A 16,104-nucleotide genomic window follows, 5' to 3' on the forward strand; every position below is an offset into this window, starting at 1 on the left:
CGATTCAACGGCGTGGGAGAATCGGGCACGTGACCGTGCCGAACATCCTCGCGACCCGCTACGCCTCCGCCGAGCTGGCCCAGATCTGGTCGCCCGAGCACAAGATCGTGCTCGAGCGGCAGCTGTGGATCGCGGTGCTCGAGGCCCAGCGCGACCTCGGCATCGAGGTGCCGGACGGCGTGATCGAGGCCTACCGTGACGTCGTCGAGAAGGTCGACCTCGAGTCGATCGCGGCGCGGGAGCGGGTCACCCGTCACGACGTGAAGGCGCGGATCGAGGAGTTCTCCGACCTCGCCGGCCACGAGCACATCCACAAGGGCATGACCAGCCGCGACCTGACGGAGAACGTCGAGCAGCTGCAGCTCAAGCAGTCCCTCGCGCTCATCCGCGACCGCGCGGTCGCGGCCCTGGCCCGGCTCGGTCGCCTGGCGGCCGAGCACGAGGCCACCGTGATGGCCGGCCGCTCCCACAACGTCGCCGCGCAGGCGACCACCCTCGGCAAGCGCTTCGCGACCGTCGCCGACGAGCTGCTGATCGCGATCGACCGGGTCGAGGACCTGCTCGCGCGCTACCCGCTGCGCGGCATCAAGGGCCCGATGGGCACCGCCCAGGACATGCTCGACCTGCTCGACGGTGACGCGTCCAAGCTCGCCGACCTCGAGCAGCGGGTGGCCGCCCACCTCGGCTTCGACCGGGTGCTGACCAGCGTCGGGCAGGTCTACCCGCGCTCGCTCGACTTCGACGTCGTCTCGTCCCTGGTCCAGCTGGTCGCGGCGCCGTCCAACCTCGCGACCACGATCCGCCTGATGGCCGGCAACGAGCTGGTCACCGAGGGCTTCAAGGAGGGCCAGGTCGGCTCGTCCGCGATGCCCCACAAGATGAACAGCCGCTCCGCCGAGCGGGTCAACGGCCTCTCGGTCGTGCTGCGGGGCTACCTCTCGATGATCGGCGAGCTCGCCGGCGACCAGTGGAACGAGGGCGACGTCTCCGACTCCGTCGTACGCCGCGTCGCGCTGCCGGACGCGTTCTTCGCCGCCGACGGCCTCTTCGAGACGTTCCTGACCGTGCTCGACGAGTTCGGCGCGTTCCCGGCCGTGATCCAGCGCGAGCTCGACCGCTACCTGCCCTTCCTGTCGACCACGAAGGTGCTGATGGCCGCCGTGCGCAACGGCGTCGGCCGCGAGGCCGCCCACGAGGCGATCAAGGAGGCCGCGGTCGGCACCGCCCTCGACATGCGGCAGGGCCAGGCCGACAACGACGTCTTCGCCCGGCTCGCCGCTGACCCGCGCCTCGGTCTGACCGAGGCGCAACTCGCGTCCCTGGTGGCCGAGCCGATCACGTTCACCGGCGCCGCGGTCGACCAGGTCGAGGCCGTCGTACGACGGGTCGCCGAGGTGACCGAGCGCCACCCCGACGCCGCGGCGTACTCGCCCGGCAGCATTCTCTAGAAGACCTGCAACGGTCGTGCCTCGGCCGGACATGAGGTAGGTATGAGCGAGAGTCGTGAGGACACGTTCCGTCGGCTCTACGCCTCCCACTTCGACGCGGTCCTCGGCTACGCCATCCGGCGCACCGACCGCCCCGAGGACGCCGCGGACGTCACCGCGGAGACCTTCCTGGTCGCGTGGCGCCGGCTCACGCACGTCCCGACCGACGCGGAGACGCGTCCCTGGCTCTACGGAGTCGCGCGGCGGGTGCTTGCCAACCACCGTCGCGGCGACCACCGCCGGACCGCCCTGGGCGACCGGTTGCGTCGCGAGCTCGCCGGCTCGATGCCCGACACCAGCGACGACGTCGTGCAGCGCGCCGACGTCGTCGCGGCGATGCGCCGACTCAGCGGCCGTGACCAGGAGGTGCTCGAGCTGCATCTCTGGGAAGGACTCGAGCCGCGCGAGATCGCCGAGGTACTCGGGCTGACCACCGTGGTCGTCCGGCCCCGTCTCTCCCGGGCCAGGGCAAGGCTCCGCGAACTTCTCGGCAACGATCCGGAGCCTCCCGGACATCTCCCCAGCAGACACCCGCAGCTGACCCGGAAGGAGCGGTCATGAACCCCAAGCTCACCGACGACCACGTCGCTGGCCTGCCGCTCCACCTCGGGCGAGCCGACCTCCTGGAGGAGATCATGAGCACTCCCGTCCTCGACGAGCGACCCGTCCGCGACGAGCGCCCGCGCCGTCGTACGACGTCCTGGCTCGTGCCCGCGGCAGCCGCCGTCGTCGTGGCCGCCCTGGCTGTCGGCTCCGCGTGGTGGGCGAGCGGCGGTGGACCCGGCAGCGACGGGCCCACCGGCCTCGCGAAGCAGCCGTCCGCGGCGCAGGTGACCGACCGGGTGGCGCTCGACGCCCCCGGCTGGAAGGTCGTGCACGTCGACGAGACCGACGGCATCGCCTACGCCAAGGGCGACCTGGAGCTCGAGATCACGGACTATCCCGCCGACAGCTACGACTCCTACGTCGAGGACCGTCGTCACATCGTCGACCCGCCCGCCGACGGCGCCCCGGTCGAGGTGCTCGGCCTCGGCGGGCAGATGTGGGCCTACTCGCCCGACGACCACACCACGATCCGCCAGGTCCAGGACGGCTCCTGGCTGGAGATCCGCGCCAGCGGGATGGACAAGGCGGCGTACGTCGCTCTCCTCGACCGGCTCCGGTTCGTCGACGAAGCGACCTTCGAGGCGAGCCTGCCCGACGAGTTCGTGGGCTCGTCCGAACGGAGCGCCGCGATCGACAAGATCGTCAACGGCATCCGCGACGCCGCCGGCACGGTCTTCCCGATGGGCAGCGACGCCACGGTGGAGTCCGGCCAGATCGATCCCTACCAGCTCGGTGCCGACGTCGTGGGGCAGGTCGCCTGCGCCTGGCTGTCGTTCTACGAGGACAATCGCGCCGCCGGCGACCAGGACGGCATCGACGAAGCCGTCCGGGTGATGGGGACGTCTCGCGACTGGCCGGTCCTCCACCAGATGAACGACACCGGCGACTATCCCGAGGTCGTCTGGGACTACGCCGACCGGATCGCCGCGGGCGAGATGCCCGAGGGCTACGAGGGCGCGCTGGGCTGCTCGGGCTGAGCCGTCGACAGGGAGAGCGCCCGGACGGCCATCACCAGCGCGAGCCCGACGAGGGCTGCGCCGGTGAGCAGTGCCGCCCGGAGCGCAGCGTCGGCGCCGCCGGTGTCGAGCACCAGCTGGTAGACGGTGACGAGTACGGCGGCGCCGATCGACGCACCGATGCGCTGGCCCGTCTGCACGGCACCGCCGGCCGCGCCGCCCATCCGGGGCGGGACCTCGGACAAGGTCAGGGTCATGTTGGGCGAGACGACGGCGCCGCCGCCGAGCCCGGCCAGGAAGAGCGTCGGCACCAGCCACGGCCAGACCGGGTCGCGGCCCGGCACCAGGACCGCGACCAGCACGATGCCGGCGATCATCGCCAGCAGCGCCGCCACCGTCACGCGCCGCCCGAGGTCGGAGACGACCCGGCCGGACAGCGGCGCGCTGATCGCGGAGCCGAGCGCGAAGGGCATGATCAGCAGCCCGGCCTCCAGGGGTGACGCGCCGCGGCCGTCCTGCAGGTAGAGCGAGAGCACCAGCAGCACGCCGGTGAAGCCGGTGAAGTAGAGCGCGCCGACCGCGAGGCCGTTGAGGTAGCCGGGCAGCGTGCGGAGCAGGCCCAGGTCGAGGAGCGGTGCGTGGCCGCGCCGCGTCGTACGGCGTTCCCAGCGGACGAACGCCCAGGCGAAGAGCGGCACCCCGGGCAGCAGCACCAGTGGCAGGTGGTCGCCACCCTCGAGCCGGACGACCGGGTAGAGCAGGCAGAGCACGGTGGCGCCGAGCAGGAGCGCGCCGGGCACGTCGATCCGGCTGCTCGCGCGGTCCGCACGGTCGGTGCGCCGCGGCACCAGCCGCATGACGGCCACGAACGCCGCCAGGCCGATCGGGATGTTGACGAGGAAGAGCCAGCGCCAGCCGTTCTCCTCGCCGGCAGCGGCGATGATCAGGCCGCCGAGCACCGGGCCGGTCGCCGACGAGATCGAGACCGTGAGACCGAAGACCCCAAAGGCGCGGGCTCGTTCGCGGCCGCGGAAGAGCTGCTGGATGAGCCCGGAGTTCTGCGGGGTGAGGAGCCCGGCGCTGGCACCCTGGACGAGCCGCGCGGCGATGACGAGCTCGGAGCTGGGCGCGAAGCCGACCGCGGCGCTCGACGCGACGAACGCAACCAGGCCGATCAGCATCATCCGTCGGCGCCCGTAGGCGTCGCCCAGGCGTCCGCCGGCGACCAGCGTCAGGCCGAAGGCGAGCGCGTAGCCCGAGACGACCCACTGGATCGTCCCCGCGGACACGTCGAGCCCGGTCTGCATCGACGGGATCGCGACGTTGACGATCGAGACGTCGAGCAGGGCCATGAAGCCCACGACCAGCGAGACGGTGAGGATCCGCCAGCGCCGTGGGTTCGGCTCGTACGTCGGTTCCTCGACGTCGGGCGTCTCGACGGCGTGCTCGGTCACGGGGTCACCGTGCCCGATCGGTGGTCAGGTCACGCGCGTGCGTGGCCACCCCAGTTGGCGAGCTTGGTCGCCACCGCGTGCAGGTCGGCACGGCGTACGTCGTCGGGGCCGGGCGGCAGGATCTCGTCCCACTCCACGGCGTAGGACCCGAGGATGTCGGCCAGGCCCTTGGTGCGCGCGAAGAACCACACGTGGAAGTGCGCGCTGCCGTCGCCCCAGCGGTCGACGTGGACGCGGCCGATGTTCTCGAGCCCCTGGATGATCCGCACCAGCCGGTTGGAGATCCGGCCGAACTGCGAGGCCAGGTCGTCGTCGAGGTCGCCGAAGTCCATGTGCTCGCGGGTGTGCAGCACCAGCACGAGCGGTAGCCCGGTCGGCGCCTCCTCGGCGGTGAGGACCCAGACCTCGTCCTCCCACACGATCCGGGCGGGGTCGAAGCCGGCGCACGACGTGCACGGCTTGCCGTCCTCGTCACCGACGCGTGGCGGCTCGGTCGTCGGCTCGGCGAGCCGCTTCGGCACGATGGCCCCGTCGACGACCTCCCAGGGGAAGACGTCCCACGTGGTGATCGGCGGCGCGGGCAGCCGTCCGTCGGTTCCGGCGGCCGCAACGGCCCTGGCGTACACCTCAGCGGCAGACTCGGGCATGCACCCACTCTGGCAGCCCGAGTTGCGCCGCTCGCCAGCACCCCCGGACGATCGACCCATGAGCGCCCCCGTCACCGTCTCGATCACCCGGACCATCGACCCCGGCCACGGCGACGAGATGGTGGCCTGGATCCGCGCCGGCTCGGCGCTCGCCGCGCGCTTCGACGGGTTCCTCGGCTCCGGGTGGGTGCGACCGTCGACCGACTCCGACGAGTGGCACATGCTCTACCGCTTCGCCGACGAGGCCTCGCTCGAGACGTGGGAGGCCTCGCCCCAGCGGGACTGGTGGCTCGGCGCCGCGCAGGGGCTGGTGGGGGAGTCGCGCAAGGAGCGGCGTACGGGCATCGAGGGCTGGTTCGACCCGCCCGCCAGCCGCGACGTGCAGGACCTGCGGCCCGGGCCGCCCGCACCGCCGCGGTGGAAGCAGGCGTGCGTCATCTTCCTGGTCTTCTTCCCGCTGAGCCTGGTCGCCAACTGGGCGGCGAGCCACACGATCTCGGGGCTGCCGCTGCCGCTGCGCGTGCTCCTGATCGTGCTCGTGCTGACCCCGGTGATGACGTACGTCGCGCTGCCGTGGATCACCAAGCGCATGGAGTGGTGGCTGCGCCGATAGTCGATCACTCCACTCGACTATGCTCGGCCCATGTCCGTCGAGACCCTGCCGCTCCCGTCGTACGACGACGTCCAGGTCGTCGTGCCCGCACCCGGGGCCGGCCCCGGCAACTGGGCGGGCGCGGCGAGCGCGGTGCTCGTGGACGGGACGTTCTGGCTGACCTACCGGGTCCGGCGGCCGCTCACCGAGGGCCGCGGCGTCGCGGTGGTCGTCGCCCGGTCCGCCGACGGTGTGACCTTCGAGCAGGTGGCCCAGGTCGAGCGCGAGGCCTTCGGGTGCGAGTCGTTCGAGCGTCCGGTGCTCGTGCCGGTGCCCGGTCTCGGCTGGCGGCTCTACCTCTCCTGCGCGACCCCGGACTCCAAGCACTGGTGGGTCGACAGCCTCACGGCCGCGACGCCCGAGGAGCTGCCGACCGGACATCAGCAGGTGGTGCTGCCGGGCGACGAGCAGGTCGCGGTGAAGGACCCGGTCGTCGTGCCCACCGAGGACGGCTGGCGCATGTGGCTGTGCTGCCATCCCTTGACGCAGGCGGGCCACGAGGACCGGATGACGACGCGGCTGCTCGTCAGCGCCGACGGCCTCGACTGGACCGACCAGGGAGAGGTGCTGGCCGGCCGGCCCGGCCACTGGGACGCCCGCGGCGCCCGCGTGACGACCGAGATCGCCGCGGAGCCGCTGACCGTCCTGTACGACGGTCGCCCCGACGCCGCCTCCAACTGGCACGAGACGACGGGGGTCGCCCGCTGGGACGGCCGCACCCTGGTCGCCGACGACGCGGACCCCATCGTCTCGCCGCACTCCGACGGAGCCTGGCGCTACGCCTCCGCCGTCCGCCTCCCCGACGGTCGCACCCGCTTCTACGTCGAGGCCGCGCGCCCCGACGGCGCCCACGACCTGGTGACGCTGGTCCGCTGACCCGGTGGTTGAGGAGCTTGCGCTAGCAAGCGTCTCGAAACCCCCGCAGCCAACGGCCCTACGTCAGGTTCCGGGGTTTCGAGACAGGACTTCGTCCTTCCTCAACCAACGGCTACGCGCTGGTGCGCCGCTCGTCGAAGGAGCCGCGGTCGGCGGTGGAGAGCCAGTCGGAGTAGTCCTCGCCGGTGACGTCCTCCAGGAGTCGCACGTCGTCGGCGAAGGTCGGCACCAGCCGCTCGCGCTGCTCCGGGGTCAGCCGCGGGCGGCGTACGTCGCGCCCTCCGCTGAGCCCGGCCACGAGCGGGACGCTGGCCTTGCGCCACAGGCGTGGCGGGGCGAACTGCCCGAGCCGGGCGCCGGTCCGCACGACCGGACCGAGCACCGTCGGGCGCCAGCCGGGCGGGACGTAGCTGCGCGCGTTGTCGCGCGGGATCGTGGCCACGGTCCCGGTCGCGATGCCGAGGAAGCGGCAGGCCCGGTCGACGGCGGCCGGCGGGTCGTCGACGATGTCGCGGTAGCGCATCACCAGGACCCGCGAGCGGTCGACGTGCTCGACGAGGTGCGCCAGCTGCTCGCCGTACATCCCGAGCTCGCGGTAGCGCCAGAACGGCGCCCAGCCCGCACGCACACGCTCGTCCTGCCGGGCGAAGGCGGTCTCGAAGTCGCGCTCGGGCTCGAGGCCGTCGGACCACAGATGCATCCAGTTGGAGTAGGCGCGGTCGACCGGGTCGCGCACCACCGCGATCAGGCGGACGTCGGGCAGGGCCTCGCCGATCCGCCGGTGGGCGCCCCGGCTCCAGAGGTAGAAGGGCGTGCTCTCGCCGCGGGCCGCGTGAGCGGCGCCGGGCTCGAACAACCGCTGGTAGTCGTCGGCGCGCCAGATCCACTCCTGCTGGGAGTGCGCGTCGCCGGGGCCGCGCCAGGCGGGCGGCGGGGCGTCGTCGCAGAGCCAGTACTTCGGCTCCTTGGGCTGCGTCATGAAGACGTCGGGATGCTGGGCGAGCGCGGAGTGGAGGGCGGTCGTGCCGGCCTTGGGGGCGCCGACGATCAGGAAGTCCGGCCGTGGCGATCGGTCCATGCGAGCCCTCCCGCTCATAACTGTTGTAAATCACTCTACAAAGTGGTCAAAGGTGCGGGAAGGGCTGCTTCTAGAGTGGGCCCCGTGACCGAGCTGAACATCCCGACCGCACCGGCCGTCGAGGGCGCCACCCACCTCCACTCGGGCAAGGTGCGCGACCTCTACGAGCTGCCGAGCGGCGACCTGCTGATGGTCGCCAGCGACCGGATCTCGATCTTCGACTTCGTGCTCGACACGACCATCCCCGACAAGGGCGAGATCCTGACCCGGATGTCGCTGTGGTGGTTCGCCCAGCTGGGCGACCTCGTGCCCAACCACGTCATCTCCACCGAGGTGCCCGACGCGGTCCGCGGCCGGGCCGTGGTCTGCGAGCGGCTCGACATGTACCCCGTCGAGTGCGTCGTCCGCGGCTACCTCACCGGGACCGGCCTGCTCGACTACCGCGCGACCGGCGAGGTCTGCGGCATCGCCCTGCCGACCGGGCTCGAGGACGGCAGCCGACTCCCCGAGCCGATCTTCACGCCGGCGACCAAGGCCGACCTCGGCGACCACGACGAGAACGTCTCGTACGACGCGGTGGTGGCGACCGTCGGCGCGGACACCGCGTCCGCGCTGCGCGACCTGACGCTGCAGGTCTACGGCCGCGCCGAGTCGATCGCCCGCGAGCGCGGCATCATCCTGGCCGACACCAAGCTCGAGTTCGGGGCCCGCGCCGACGGCACGATGGTGCTCGGCGACGAGGTGCTCACCCCCGACTCGTCGCGGTTCTGGCCGGCAGCCGAGTGGCAGCCGGGGCGCACGCAGCCGTCGTACGACAAGCAGATCGTGCGCAACTGGGCGCTGTCGCCGGAGTCCGGCTGGGACCGCGCGTCCGGTGAGGCCCCGCCGCCCCTGCCGCCCGAGGTCGTCGAGCGCACCCGCAGCCGGTACGTCGAGGCCTACGAGCTCCTGACGGGGGAGACGTTCTGAAGGTCTCCTTCCCGGTGCCGCCCGAGGCGGCGTTCGACTACCTGGCCGACCCGCGCAACCGGGCGGAGTGGCAGTCGAGCCTGGCGCGCGTCGAGCAGGTCGACGGCGAGGTGCGCGTCGGCCAGACCTGGCTCGACGTGACCAAGCCCGGGCTGCGACCGCGCATGGAGACGACGGAGCTGGACCGGCCCCACCGCTGGACCGAGACCGGCACCTGGCGGGGCTTCACGGCCACGCTGACCCTCACCTTCACCGCGACGGCCACCGGCTGCGACGTCGAGCCGACCATGGAGCTGCGGGGACGTGGTCTCGCGGCCCCGGCCGCACGGCTGCTCGGCCTGGTCGCCCCCTCCGCCGTACGAAGTGACCTCCGCCACGCGGCCAGTATGTTGTCGGCATGACGACGTACAACCTGGCGACGCTCCTCGAGGACAGTGCCGCGACCTTCCCCGACCGGACCGCGATCGTCTTCGGCGACACCCGGCTGTCCTACGCCGAGCTCAACGCCTTCGCCAACATGGTGGCCAACACCCTGGTGTCGCGCGGGATCCAGCCCGGCGACAAGGTCGCGCTGAGCTGCCCCAACCTGCCCTACTTCACGGTCGTCTACTTCGGCATCCTCAAGGCGGGCGGCACCGTCGTCCCCCTCAACGTGCTGCTCAAGGGCCGCGAGGTCGCCTACCACCTGGCCGACTCGGACGCGAAGGCCTACTTCTGCTTCCAGGGCACGCCCGAGCTGCCGATCGGCGAGGCCGGGTACGCCGGCTTCTCGGACACGCCGGGCTGCGAGCACTTCTTCATGATCACGGCCGCGCTCGACGCCGCGTCCCCGATCGAGGGCACCGAGACGATGGCGCAGGCGATGGCCGGCCAGCCGGCCGAGTTCGACACCGTCGCGACCGACGAGGACGACACCGCCGTCATCCTCTACACGTCCGGCACCACCGGCCAGCCCAAGGGCGCCGAGCTGCGCCACCGCAACATGCGCGACAACGCGATGTCCGGCGAGGCCTTGTTCGGTGCGGACGCGTCGAACCCCGACACCTACCTCTGCGTGCTCCCGCTCTTCCACTCCTTCGGGCAGACCGTGATCCAGAACGGCGCCTTCGCCTACGGCGGCACCGTCGTGATGCTGCCCCGCTTCGAGGCGCACGCCGCGCTGGAGCTGATGCTCCAGGAGGGCATCACGTTCTTCGCCGGCGTCCCGACGATGTACTGGGGCCTGCTCGGCGCGCTCGAGGCCGACATCGACGTCGAGGCCCTGGCACGCAACCTCCGGGTCGCTGCTGCCGGCGGCTCGGCGCTCCCGGTCGAGGTGCACAAGGACTTCGAGAAGCGTTTCGGCGTCACGATCCTCGAGGGCTACGGCCTCTCCGAGACGTCCCCGGTCGCGAGCTTCTCGCCGTACGGCCAGCCCGTCCGCGTCGGCTCGATCGGTGTCCCGATCCCCGGCGTCGAGATGGAGCTGCTCCAGGCCGACAGCTGGGAGACGGTGCCCGACGGCCCGGACGAGATCGGCGAGATCGCGATCAAGGGCCACAACATCATGAAGGGCTACTACAACCGGCCCGAGGCGACCGCCGAGGTCATCCACGACGGCTGGTTCCGCTCCGGTGACCTGGGCCGCCGCGACGAGGACGGTTGGTACTACATCGTCGACCGCTCCAAGGACATGATCATCCGCGGTGGCTACAACGTGTACCCGCGCGAGATCGAGGAGGTCCTGATGAGCCACGAGGCCGTCTCCCTCGCCGCGGTCATCGGCGTCCCGCACGAGAGCCACGGAGAGGAGATCAAGGCCGTCGTGATCCTCAACAAGGGGGCCGAGATCACCGAGGACGAGCTGCTCGCCTGGGGCAAGGAGCAGATGGCCAACTACAAGTACCCGCGCATGGTCGAGTTCGTCGAGACGATCCCGATGACCGCCACGGGCAAGATCCTCAAGCGCGAGCTGAGCTAGCGCCGTCGTTGGTTGAGGAGGCGCGCCAGCGCCGTCTCGAAACCCCCGCAGCCAACGCAGTCACGTCGGTTTGCGGGGTTTCGAGACGGGACTTCGTCCCTCCTCAACCGCCGGGCGGCCTACGCGAACGGGTTCGGCAGCGCGCCGGGGAGCTTGGCCAGCAGCTCGCGGGCCTCGGCCGCGACCTTGTGCTCGACGAGCACCTCGTAGCGGGTGGCGACGACCTGGGTGATCGAGGAGAAGTCGCGCTGGCCGCGGGTGAGCGCGTAGCCGAGGATCGCCCAGACGACGCCGAAGGCCGCACCGATCGCCATGCAGGACACGATCACGCCGAGCACGCTGTTGTCGGTGGTGAAGAACGAGAAGATCAGCCCGATGAAGAGTCCGAGCCAGACGCCGGACAGCAGGCCGCCGAGAGCGACGCGGCCGTAGGTCAGCCGCCCCGTGATCCGCTCGACCCGCTTGAGGTCGGTGCCGACGATCATCAGGTGCTGGACCGGGAACTCGTTGTCGGACAGGAAGTCGACGGTCTTCTGGGCGGCCGCGTAGTCGTCGTAGACCGCGAGCGACTGCGGGAACTCGAGCTTCAGGGGGCTGGCTCCGGGGACACCGGCGTTCATGCTCATTCCCCCATGATGCCCGGCCCGCCGAACTAGCATGTCCCGGCATGAGCAACTGGGGCGTGCGCCGCCGTCTGATGTCCGGTCTCGTCGTCCTCGCCATGGTGCCCGTCGCCCTGGCCACGACGCCGGTCGAGGCGCGTCCGGCCGCGCGCTACCCGAGCCCCATCACCGCGGCCTCCGCCACGCCCGGTCCCGGAGCAGGCGAGGTCACGATCAGGTGGAAGTCGAAGGGTGACGACGTCGACTACTGGCGGATCGACACGTCCACGACGCCGCCCAAGCAGGACCATGCCGACGACCCGTCGCGCGGGTGGGTGACCGCGAGCTTCGTGGTCCCCGGCGGCTCCAAGGCGCGCTCGATGACGCTGACGCCCGAGCAGACCGCTGCCGCGGGTGCCGGGCTCGGCACGGGCAACTCCCTGTTCGTCTACGTGCGCGGCATCCACAAGAAGCCCAAGCAGGTCCGCTCCACGAAGGTCTTCGCCGCCTCCGTCCTGGGCACCCCGTCGCAGGCGACCGGCGCCAGCATCCGGGTCGCGAGCTACAACGTGCGGGTCTACGACCTGGACGGCCCCACCGGCCCGCACAGCTGGAAGAACCGGGCCCCGCGGATCGTGAAGAACGTCGTGGACGTGGCGCCCGACATCGCGGGCCTGCAGGAGGCCATTCCCCCGATGCTGACCGAGGAGTACAGCAAGGACCCGGGCGCGCCCGTGCTGATGAAGCTCTTCCCGGACCGCTACCGCATGGTCCGGACCGCGCCGATCCACTACAAGAAGCCCAACCTCCCGATGGACGCCCGGATCCTGTACGACAGCACGAAGTTCACGCTCGTCAGCGACTGTGACAACGCTGTGGAGTACGGCGATCCCGACGACGAGAAGACCTGCTCGATCGAGATCCCGACGACGCAGGGGAAGCAGCAGTTCGCGGCATACGCACGTTTCGAGGTGATCGACGGACCGTCGGCGGGCCAGCAGTTCTGGTTCGTGACCGCCCACCAGAGTCCCGGTTCGAACCGGGCGGCGGAGGTGCTGCGCGCCAAGCAGACCGAGGAGATCGCCCAGGTCATGGACGCGAAGAACAGCGGTCTCGACCTGCCGATCATCTTCACGGCCGACACCAACAGCTACCAGGCCTCGCCCGACGGCAACGACGCGCGGGTCCGGATGCTCCAGCACGGCTACTACGACACGGCGTCCGCGGTGCAGACCGTCAACCTGCGCTTCAACTCGACGAACCACTTCGTGAAGCCGCAGGACGCCTCGGCCAACGGGTTCGGCACCCGGCTCGACGTGGTGATGACCAAGAACCTCCCCGGAGCCGACCTCTTCAAGATCGTGCGCACCGACAACGACCCGGACTTCGACGACTACCCCTCCGACCACAACCTGGTCTTCGCGGAGTTCCGGCTGCCGATGTCCTAGGGGCGCCACCCCTCTCCTAGACTGAGCACGCTCGCCGTTGCCTCACCCAAGGAGCCCAGGTGCCCCGAGTCGTTGTCGACGTCATGCCGAAGCCCGAGATCCTCGATCCCCAGGGCAAGGCGGTGCTCGGCGCACTCCCGCGACTGGGCTTCAGCGGCGTCACGGACGTCCGCCAGGGCAAGCGTTTCGAGCTCGAGATCGCCGGTGAGCTGACCGACGCGGTGCTCGCCGAGGTCGAGAAGATGGCCGAGACGCTGCTCTCCAACCCCGTCATCGAGAACTTCACGGTGCGGGTCGACGCATGAAGGTCGGGGTCGTCACCTTCCCCGGTTCGCTCGACGACGTCGACGCGCAGCGCGCGGTCGGTGTCGGCGGCCACGACGCCGTCGCCCTGTGGCACGGCGACCACGACCTCAAGGGCGTCGACGCGGTCGTCCTCCCGGGCGGCTTCTCGTACGGCGACTACCTGCGCTGCGGCGCGATCTCCCGCTTCTCCCCGGTGATGACCGAGGTGATCGAGGCGGCCGCCAAGGGCATGCCCGTGCTCGGGATCTGCAACGGCTTCCAGATCCTCTGCGAGTCCCACCTGCTGCCGGGTGCGCTGATCCGCAACGACCACCGCAAGTTCGTCTGCCGCGACCAGCGCCTGCGGATCGAGAACAACCGCACCCCGTGGACCTCGTCGTACGACGAGGGCGCGCAGATCACCATCGTCCTCAAGAACGGCGAGGGCGGTTTCGTCGCCGACGCCGAGACCCTCGACCGCATCGAGGGCGAGGGCCAGGTCGTCGCCCGCTACCTCGACGTCAACCCCAACGGGTCGCTGCGCGACATCGCCGGCATCACCAACGAGCGCGGCAACGTGGTCGGCCTGATGCCGCACCCCGAGCACGCGGTCGAGTCCCTCACCGGAGCCGGCACCGACGGCATCGGCTTCTTCACCAGTCTCGTGGAGCGCACCTTCGCATGAACACCCCACAGAGTTCTTCTCCTCCGCTTCGCTCCCCCGAACAACTCTGCGGGGACCCCGTATGAGTCCCCTCAAGTCCTTCCGCCTCGTCGCGATCGCCGAGGCGGTCACCTGGGCGCTGCTGCTCACCGGCATGGTGTTCAAGTACTCCGGCGTCACCGACCTCGGTGTGCGCGTCTTCGGCATGGTCCACGGCGTCGTCTTCATCGCCTACTGCCTCGTGACGGTCTTCGTCGCCGTCGACCAGCGCTGGTCGCGCGGCCGGTCGCTGCTGACGCTGCTCGCGTCGATCCCGCCGTTCTTCACCGTGCTCGCCGACCGCTCGGCCGAGCGCGCGGACGTCCTCGGCGGCTCGTGGCGCCTGCTCCACGAGGAGCCGACGTCGAGGCTCGACCGGATCGTCTCCTGGCTACTGCGCAACCCGGTCCGCGGTGCCGTCGCCGGACTGGTCGCCGTGGCAGCGCTGACCGCGCTCGCCCTGCTGGTCGGCCCGCCCGCCAGCAGCTAGCTATTCCGGTGATCGAGTAGCCCGCGAGGAACGAGCGGGCGTATCGAGGTTCAGTGGAGGCCGGCCGCGAGAGCGGCCCACGTCTCCGAGCCGGCGACGCCCGACACCTCGACCTCGATCCGCTTCTGCCACGCCTTGAGCGCGGCCGTGGTGGCCGCGTCGAAGACGCCGGTCGCCATCAACGGCTTCGTGCTGGGGGTCGCCGCGTTGAGCGCCCGCTGCACGCGGCGCACGGCGGGGCCGGTGGAGCCGTACTTGATCACCGGCGTCTGACCCGCGGTCAGCAGCGACATCCAGTTCTTGGTGCTCCACGTCGGCTTGACCTTGAAGCCGTGCGCCGCCTGCCAGGCGTTGGTCGACTTGATGGTGGCGGCGTCGTAGCTGCCGGACACCTTGCCGGCGTACACGCCCTGCTCCTGCAGGAGGCACTGGAGCGCCTTCACCTTCGCGGGCGGCGGCGTGAGCTCGGGGGTCGCGGGCTTGAGCTTGTCGTAGATGCCGAAAGCGATCTTGACGCCGCCGCAGTGCAGCTCCGGGGTGGCGACCGAGCCCTGGCCGACGTCGAGGAAGTTGCGGTCGATGGTGATCTTGACGCCGCCCCAGGTCTCGTCGTGCCCGCCTTGGTACTGCTTCACGCGGGCGTGCGGGTTCCAGCCGTCGTTGCTGATGTACGTCGTCGACGTGTTGGCCGCCCCGTCCCAGCGGGCGATCCAGATCTGGTCGGGCAGGTTGAAGGAGGCCGGCCGGTTGATCCGGGCGTTGTCGAGCGCCAGGATCCCCGAGCTGGCGCTGGAGTAGACGCCGGCCACGTAGCCGCGCGCGCGGATCTCGCCCGTCCACCCGCTGAGGAAGGACAGGGCGGACTCGCGGCAGTTGGTGTTCTTCGAGTCGAAGCCCTCGAGGTCGTACCAGAGCGTGCTGCCCGGTGCGATGCCGAGCGTCTTCGCGGCGCTGACGGTCTTGGTCGCCTCCGCGATGCCCTGCTTGCCGGCGGGGCCGTAGAGGCCCTGCCCGCCGGGCTTGGGGATGATCGTCTTGTCGTTCTCGTAGCGCGGGAAGCGCGGCTGGCACGAGGCCTGGGGGCCGAGCGTGATCGGCAGGAGTCGCCAGCCGTTGGCGAGCTGGGTGCGGACCCACGCCGGTGTCAGGTTGGGCTGCGAGCGGCAGGCGCGCGAGTCGCCGGAGATGTAGATGCCGACGGCGAGGAACGGCGAGCTCTGCAGCCAGCGGTCCATCTGCCACTGGGCGGGCGCGTTGCACTGGTCGAAGCCGTAGCCGGTGAAGTTCCCGGGAGTCACGACGTTGGCCTTGCGGGCCGGGGCCGCGGCACCGGTCGCGGCGTCCTCGGAGCCGCCGAGGACGGCGAGCGAGGCGGTGGCGAGGACGACCGCGAGGACGCCTGCGGCCGCCCGTGCGCGTACGGCGCGAAGGGTCGATGCACCCGGGCGAGACATCACGAGCTCCTGCACATGCTGGGGAAGTAACGGCGTGCCCCGTTGCCGGGGTCAAATCACCATAACCTCAACATTCACACCAGTCACAGCATTCGAGCCAAGTTCCTGCCCCGATCGAGCGTGCGAACCCCAAGGTTTGCTCAAGACGCTGCGCGCGCGCAGCGAACGGCGCCAGGCTGGTCCCCTTGTTCTGATCGAGTGGGGGGACACGATCATGGAGGACATCTGGAGCACGCTGCCGTTCCTGGGCATGCTGCCGCACTTCCACGCCGACCCGGCCGAGGGAGGGACGCCGCTGGCGAGCCTCGACGGCCACTGGTGGTGGAACGGCCGGCGCTGGACGCCACTCGTCGAGACGGTGCCGTGGCTGCCGTCGGACGCAGATCAGCAGGCCCTCGCCGACGCGGGAGCCCGCTGATCCACTGAGTGGCCCGAGG

General features: G+C 70.9%; 18 protein-coding genes. 13 read left to right on the plus strand and 5 right to left on the minus strand.

What is annotated here, in order from left to right; translation table 11 throughout:
• Window positions 1-29 precede the first annotated feature (29 nt).
• The 3 genes from purB to ABLE68_RS10450 are packed head-to-tail and all read left to right on the plus strand — an operon-like array spanning window position 30 to window position 3,070.
• A complete protein-coding gene (gene purB, locus ABLE68_RS10440; RefSeq protein WP_348871258.1) occupies window positions 30-1,448 on the plus strand; it encodes an adenylosuccinate lyase in 1,419 nt (472 codons plus the stop codon).
• Between the two features lie 42 nt (window positions 1,449-1,490).
• Window positions 1,491-2,048 (plus strand): RNA polymerase sigma factor, encoded by a 558-nt coding sequence (locus ABLE68_RS10445; protein ID WP_348871259.1) that lies wholly within the window; start codon window positions 1,491-1,493, stop codon window positions 2,046-2,048.
• The gene (locus ABLE68_RS10450; protein WP_348871260.1) at window positions 2,045-3,070 is read left to right on the plus strand and encodes a hypothetical protein; all 1,026 of its coding nucleotides are present in this window, start codon (window positions 2,045-2,047) and stop codon (window positions 3,068-3,070) included. The genes ABLE68_RS10445 and ABLE68_RS10450 overlap by 4 nt, the downstream gene beginning before the upstream one ends.
• Here ABLE68_RS10450 and ABLE68_RS10455 read toward each other — a convergent pair.
• A complete protein-coding gene (locus ABLE68_RS10455) occupies window positions 3,040-4,503 on the minus strand; it encodes an MFS transporter (RefSeq protein WP_348871261.1) in 1,464 nt (487 codons plus the stop codon). The genes ABLE68_RS10450 and ABLE68_RS10455 overlap by 31 nt on opposite strands.
• A 29-nt stretch (window positions 4,504-4,532) precedes the next feature.
• Window positions 4,533-5,150 (minus strand): HIT family protein, encoded by a 618-nt coding sequence (locus tag ABLE68_RS10460; RefSeq protein WP_348871262.1) that lies wholly within the window; start codon window positions 5,148-5,150, stop codon window positions 4,533-4,535.
• 58 nt (window positions 5,151-5,208) lie between these two features.
• Between ABLE68_RS10460 and ABLE68_RS10465 the strand changes: the two genes are divergently transcribed.
• Together ABLE68_RS10465 and ABLE68_RS10470 are read left to right on the plus strand one after the other, a co-directional pair.
• On the plus strand, window positions 5,209-5,763 hold the full coding sequence (locus ABLE68_RS10465) for an antibiotic biosynthesis monooxygenase (protein WP_348871263.1): 555 nt from the start codon (window positions 5,209-5,211) through the stop codon (window positions 5,761-5,763).
• A gap of 30 nt (window positions 5,764-5,793) precedes the next feature.
• Entirely contained in the window at window positions 5,794-6,678 is an 885-nt protein-coding gene (locus tag ABLE68_RS10470) for a hypothetical protein (protein WP_348871264.1), read from the plus strand.
• A gap of 112 nt (window positions 6,679-6,790) precedes the next feature.
• Here ABLE68_RS10470 and ABLE68_RS10475 read toward each other — a convergent pair whose 3' ends face one another.
• Window positions 6,791-7,756: a sulfotransferase family protein gene (locus ABLE68_RS10475; protein ID WP_348871265.1), complete on the minus strand. Its 966-nt coding sequence runs from the start codon at window positions 7,754-7,756 to the stop codon at window positions 6,791-6,793.
• Between the two features lie 84 nt (window positions 7,757-7,840).
• On the opposite strand from ABLE68_RS10475, the gene ABLE68_RS10480 reads away from it, so the two are divergent.
• From ABLE68_RS10480 to ABLE68_RS10490, 3 genes are read left to right on the plus strand one after another with little or no spacing between them, the layout of a single operon-like run.
• Window positions 7,841-8,725 carry a phosphoribosylaminoimidazolesuccinocarboxamide synthase gene (locus tag ABLE68_RS10480; RefSeq protein ID WP_348871266.1) on the plus strand — a complete coding sequence of 295 codons (885 nt, stop codon included), beginning with the start codon at window positions 7,841-7,843 and terminating at the stop codon, window positions 8,723-8,725.
• The gene (locus ABLE68_RS10485) at window positions 8,722-9,126 is read left to right on the plus strand and encodes an SRPBCC family protein (protein WP_348873258.1); all 405 of its coding nucleotides are present in this window, start codon (window positions 8,722-8,724) and stop codon (window positions 9,124-9,126) included. Before ABLE68_RS10480 ends, ABLE68_RS10485 begins: the two co-directional genes overlap by 4 nt.
• Window positions 9,123-10,685, plus strand: a complete 1,563-nt coding sequence (locus tag ABLE68_RS10490) for a long-chain-fatty-acid--CoA ligase (RefSeq protein WP_348871267.1) — start codon at window positions 9,123-9,125, stop codon at window positions 10,683-10,685. The genes ABLE68_RS10485 and ABLE68_RS10490 overlap by 4 nt, the downstream gene beginning before the upstream one ends.
• 119 nt (window positions 10,686-10,804) lie before the next feature.
• On the opposite strand, the gene ABLE68_RS10495 is transcribed toward ABLE68_RS10490, so the two are convergent.
• Window positions 10,805-11,305 carry a YflT domain-containing protein gene (locus ABLE68_RS10495; RefSeq protein WP_348873259.1) on the minus strand — a complete coding sequence of 167 codons (501 nt, stop codon included), beginning with the start codon at window positions 11,303-11,305 and terminating at the stop codon, window positions 10,805-10,807.
• A 47-nt stretch (window positions 11,306-11,352) separates the two neighbouring features.
• Here ABLE68_RS10495 and ABLE68_RS10500 point away from each other — a divergent pair, with 47 nt between their 5' ends.
• The 4 genes from ABLE68_RS10500 (at window position 11,353) to ABLE68_RS10515 (ending at window position 14,213) form a co-directional block, all read left to right on the plus strand.
• A complete protein-coding gene (locus ABLE68_RS10500) occupies window positions 11,353-12,735 on the plus strand; it encodes an exonuclease/endonuclease/phosphatase family protein (protein WP_348871268.1) in 1,383 nt (460 codons plus the stop codon).
• Window positions 12,736-12,794: 59 nt separating this feature from the next.
• A complete protein-coding gene (gene purS / locus ABLE68_RS10505; protein ID WP_348871269.1) occupies window positions 12,795-13,040 on the plus strand; it encodes a phosphoribosylformylglycinamidine synthase subunit PurS in 246 nt (81 codons plus the stop codon).
• Window positions 13,037-13,705 (plus strand): phosphoribosylformylglycinamidine synthase subunit PurQ, encoded by a 669-nt coding sequence (purQ, locus tag ABLE68_RS10510; RefSeq protein WP_348871270.1) that lies wholly within the window; start codon window positions 13,037-13,039, stop codon window positions 13,703-13,705. The genes purS and purQ overlap by 4 nt, the downstream gene beginning before the upstream one ends.
• A 61-nt stretch (window positions 13,706-13,766) precedes the next feature.
• A complete protein-coding gene (locus tag ABLE68_RS10515; protein ID WP_348871271.1) occupies window positions 13,767-14,213 on the plus strand; it encodes a DUF3817 domain-containing protein in 447 nt (148 codons plus the stop codon).
• Window positions 14,214-14,263: 50 nt separating this feature from the next.
• Here the strand turns inward: ABLE68_RS10515 and ABLE68_RS10520 are convergent, their stop codons facing one another.
• Window positions 14,264-15,667, minus strand: coding sequence for a glycoside hydrolase domain-containing protein (locus tag ABLE68_RS10520; protein ID WP_348871272.1), 1,404 nt, complete (start codon window positions 15,665-15,667; stop codon window positions 14,264-14,266).
• Window positions 15,668-15,881: 214 nt separating this feature from the next.
• On the opposite strand from ABLE68_RS10520, the gene ABLE68_RS10525 reads away from it, so the two are divergent.
• Window positions 15,882-16,085: a hypothetical protein gene (locus ABLE68_RS10525; protein WP_348871273.1), complete on the plus strand. Its 204-nt coding sequence runs from the start codon at window positions 15,882-15,884 to the stop codon at window positions 16,083-16,085.
• Window positions 16,086-16,104 lie beyond the last annotated feature (19 nt).

Origin of the sequence: Nocardioides pollutisoli, assembly GCF_040045055.1 — a bacterium.
Taxonomy (GTDB): domain Bacteria; phylum Actinomycetota; class Actinomycetes; order Propionibacteriales; family Nocardioidaceae; genus Nocardioides; species Nocardioides tweenelious.